This window comes from Hymenobacter sp. (assembly GCF_036388155.1).
Taxonomy (GTDB): Bacteria; Bacteroidota; Bacteroidia; order Cytophagales; family Hymenobacteraceae; genus Hymenobacter.
Map to the genome: position 1 here is coordinate 1 of NZ_DASVSI010000096.1, position 3,381 is coordinate 3,381.

General features: G+C 57.9%; 4 protein-coding genes. 1 reads left to right on the forward strand and 3 read right to left on the reverse strand.

Annotation, left to right across the window (positions count from 1 at the left end; all coding sequences use genetic code 11):
* Positions 1–39: 39 nt before the first annotated feature.
* Complete coding sequence (locus VF629_RS13195; protein WP_331058955.1) at positions 40–777, reverse strand: SDR family oxidoreductase; 738 nt, start codon at positions 775–777, stop codon at positions 40–42.
* 93 nt (positions 778–870) lie between these two features.
* The gene (locus tag VF629_RS13200; protein ID WP_331058956.1) at positions 871–1,821 is read right to left on the reverse strand and encodes a helix-turn-helix domain-containing protein; all 951 of its coding nucleotides are present in this window, start codon (positions 1,819–1,821) and stop codon (positions 871–873) included.
* Positions 1,822–1,893: 72 nt separating this feature from the next.
* Here VF629_RS13200 and VF629_RS13205 point away from each other — a divergent pair, with 72 nt between their 5' ends.
* A complete protein-coding gene (locus VF629_RS13205) occupies positions 1,894–2,355 on the forward strand; it encodes a DUF1905 domain-containing protein (RefSeq protein ID WP_331058957.1) in 462 nt (153 codons plus the stop codon).
* Between the two features lie 568 nt (positions 2,356–2,923).
* On the opposite strand, the gene VF629_RS13210 is transcribed toward VF629_RS13205, so the two are convergent.
* A complete protein-coding gene (locus VF629_RS13210) occupies positions 2,924–3,283 on the reverse strand; it encodes a nucleotidyltransferase domain-containing protein (RefSeq protein ID WP_331058958.1) in 360 nt (119 codons plus the stop codon).
* Between the last annotated feature and the right edge of the window lie 98 nt (positions 3,284–3,381).

The following is a 3,381-nucleotide window of genomic DNA, read 5'->3' on the forward strand; positions in this document are numbered from 1 at the left end:
TTCGTCGCGGCCACACGTGATGGCCTCCTGCCAACGGTTTTACCAGGGTATTTCGCCGGTTTCCGGGTTGTGTTCCTCGCTGAAGAACTTGCCGGTCGGGCCATTGGCGTCAATTAGGGCATATTTTACTACGCGGGCGGCGGCATCGGGCACGCTGCCGGGGCCGCTGTGGCCGTTGAAATCGGTGGCGGTGTAGCCGGGGTCCACGGCGTTTACTTTGAATGGGGTGTCGCGCAGCTCATACGCCAGCATGATGGTGTACATGTTGAGCGCGGCTTTGGACGAGTTGTAGGCCGCCACCTTAACGTCGTAATATCTCCAGGACGGGTCCGCGGTCAGGCTCACCGAACCCAGGCCCGAGGTTACGTTCACAATGCGGGGCTCGGCCGATGCCCGCAACAGGTCCAGGAAGGCCTGCGTCGTCTCGACCACGCCGAATAGATTGGTGTTGTAGACGTCTTTGAACACGGCCACGTTGGTGGCAACGGCGGTTTGGGGCAGGCCCCCGCTGATGCCGGCGTTGTTGATGAGCGCATCCAACGCGGTTGTTTTCTGGCCGACGGCCTGCCGGGCGGCTTGGATGGAGGCGCTATCGGTTACGTCCAGTTGAATGGGCTCGACTTGGGTGAGGCCTTCGGCGTGCAGCTGGGCCACGGCCTGCTCGCCGTTTTGGAGGTTGCGGCTGCCGAGGTACACGTAATAGCCGTGCTGCAGGAGCTGGCGGGCCGCTTCGAAGCCAATGCTTTTGTTGGCGCCGGTGATGAGGGCGTATTTCATGGGAAGAGGTTGCGGTTGCGTTAATTGAACAGCACAAAAGTCCCCCACGCCCCCACGGGGCCATAACGAGATTCAAACGAAAGTGTAAGAAATTCAAACCACCGGCGGTGGGGCAGCAGCGGCGTGGCTCTGATTGAAGAAGGCGCGCAGGGCCGACGGCGTGGTGCCGGTTTGCTTCTTGAAGAAGTTGTTGAAATAGGTCGGGTACTCGAAGCCCAGGGCGTAAGCGATTTCGGCGGTGCTCCAGCTCGTGTGCATCAGCAGGGCCTTGGCTTCGTGTATCATGCGCTCGGCGATGTGCACGGAAGTGGGCTTGCCGGTGAGCTCGCGCACGGCCCGGTTCAGGTGATTGACGTGCACCGAGAGCTGGCGGGCAAAGTCGCCGGGGGTGCGCAGCTTCAGGCCGTGGGTGGGCGAGTCGATGGGAAACTGCCGCTCCAGCAAGCCCTGAAACAGGGCCGCGATGCGCGTGGCGGCGTTGGGGTGCTGGTAGTAGCAGGCCTGCGGTTGCAGCTTCAGCGCCTCGTGAATGAGCAGGTTGAGGTAGTTGCGTATCACCTCCTGCTGGAAGACGTAGCCCGAATTCAACTCCTGCAACATCTTGCGAAAGAAGTAGCTCAGGTCAGCGTACTGCGTGTCGTTTACCAAATACACCGGGTCGGAGCCGAGCCGGAACAGCGGCGACTCCTGCAAGCTGGCGGCGCGGTCGTTCACGATGAGGAATTCCTCGGTGAACATGCACAGGTAGCCGCCCTGCTCTCCCGAAATGGGCTCCCAGGAGCAGGGAATCAGCGGGTTGGAAAATACCAGCGCAGGCCGGTCAATGAGTACGCCGCGGGTGGCGTAGTTGTAGCGGCTGCTGCCGGTGAGCAGCGAAATCTTATAGTAGTCGCGCCGGCCAAAGGTGAGCTTGCGGGCGCTAAACTCCTCGCGGGCGTACACATTGAAACAGTCGGTTGCGACGATTTCCGGCAGTGGGCGGGCGGGGGCTTCAGTGGTGCTTGGGGCAAGCGAAACAGCAGCGGTTGGCGTGGGCAGAGGCATGTCTCAAAAATAAGCAAATCAAACCGGAGGTTAGGTGGCAACATTTAACGCGCCTTGGTAGTCTGTGCTGGTATGAACTACATCGTGCAAGACGAGGAACTCGTGATTCAGCACTGGCCCGGCAAAGGCGCCTGGACCTATCACCTCGTCATTCCCAACTCCCGGGATATTCCCGGCACCTGGGGCCACATCAAGGTATCGGGCACAATTGACGACTATGAGTTCACGTCAAGAAATCTGGCACCGCTCAAAAACCAGGACAAGATGTTGTCCATGAATGCCGCTATCCGCAAGCACCTAGGCAAGCAAGCCGGCGACAAAGTCCGCGTCACAATGTACCGGGAGGTGGCCAACGCGCCAAGCAGTGCCGAGGCCGACATTCTCGCCTGCCTGGAAGACGCCGGCGTGCTGGCGCAGTTCCGCGCCCGCAGCATTGAGGAACAACAGGCCCTGCTGCGAGACGTGTTGTCTCAGCCGGATGAAGCCAGCCAGGAGAAGAGAATCTTGGCCGCTATTGCTACACTGTCGAAATAATTGGCTCGCTAGTCATTTGGCGAATAATTAGTTATATCAAAAAGCGGTTGAAGCCCCTGTAGTTTCAGCCGCTTTTAGTTCCTGCCGCGTCCATCGATATGCTTGGGGTTCCATCTGCACTTTGCGGTGTGCCACGGCTCTCCTGCCCAAGTTTCAACCTTTTCCTCGCACCTCCCACCAAGACTGATTAAAGCAAATTGAGTCGACTCGTGCGCATAGGAATTCAGGTCAGGCCGAGGACCGAAAAAATCAAAAGGCGATGAGAATATCGCATACGCCTGACCGTGTATCATCAAGTCAACTTCCATTGATGTGATGAGACTTACCAGACGCCAGCAGTCGCCTTCGTCGCCAACTGGCGAGCAATTGAACGACAATTCTGTGACTTCGAATAGTTTGAGAAGCACTGCGCCAATTGTTGGCGGGTTGCTATCGAACGTTACTTCGCTGCTGTAGGGGCCCATTATTACAAGCTCGTTGTTTGGATGTCAATATACCGCAAACGCAAAAGAGGCCGAAGCCCCCGTAGCCTCAGCCTCTTTTCGTTTCTACAGTAGGGTAGCAACAATTATATGTGAATGGCGCGGTTTTCCGTGGCAGGGAACTCCCACTCACCAATGATAATTCCGGTGCGCTTGATTTCCTGCACGAAAGGGTTCCAATCGGTGAACTGCTCGGGCGAGAAGGTATGCGGCTCGATGTAGAAGAAGGGCGCCCGGGCCAGTAAATGGGCCATGGGACGCACGTCAATGGGAGCAGCGCCGATGAAATCTACGCTCACGAGGGCCACGTCAATGTCCGATTCTTCGCGCTGCTCGTTGCGGGCGTACGAACCGAACACAACGACTTTTTGCAGCCGCAGGTCCAACTGCCGTAGCTCGGCGGCAAAACGCTGGGCCAGTTCTAGGGCAGAGTGCTGAGTAAACATTGGCGGAAGAGTTCGGTGTCGGCTAGAAGTTGTCGGGTGTAGGCTTCGGTGGCAATGCTGTAAACGGTACGTTGGTAATCAGGGTAACGTCCGTCCAT

What these genes read in the sequence shown, in the direction of transcription:
- VF629_RS13205 (WP_331058957.1), top strand. Translation starts at nt 1,894, where the DNA reads ATGAACTACATCGTGCAAGACGAGGAACTCGTGATTCAGCACTGGCCC.
- VF629_RS13200 (WP_331058956.1), bottom strand. Translation starts at nt 1,821, where the DNA reads ATGCCTCTGCCCACGCCAACCGCTGCTGTTTCGCTTGCCCCAAGCACC.
- VF629_RS13195 (WP_331058955.1), bottom strand. Translation starts at nt 777, where the DNA reads ATGAAATACGCCCTCATCACCGGCGCCAACAAAAGCATTGGCTTCGAA.
- VF629_RS13210 (WP_331058958.1), bottom strand. Translation starts at nt 3,283, where the DNA reads ATGTTTACTCAGCACTCTGCCCTAGAACTGGCCCAGCGTTTTGCCGCC.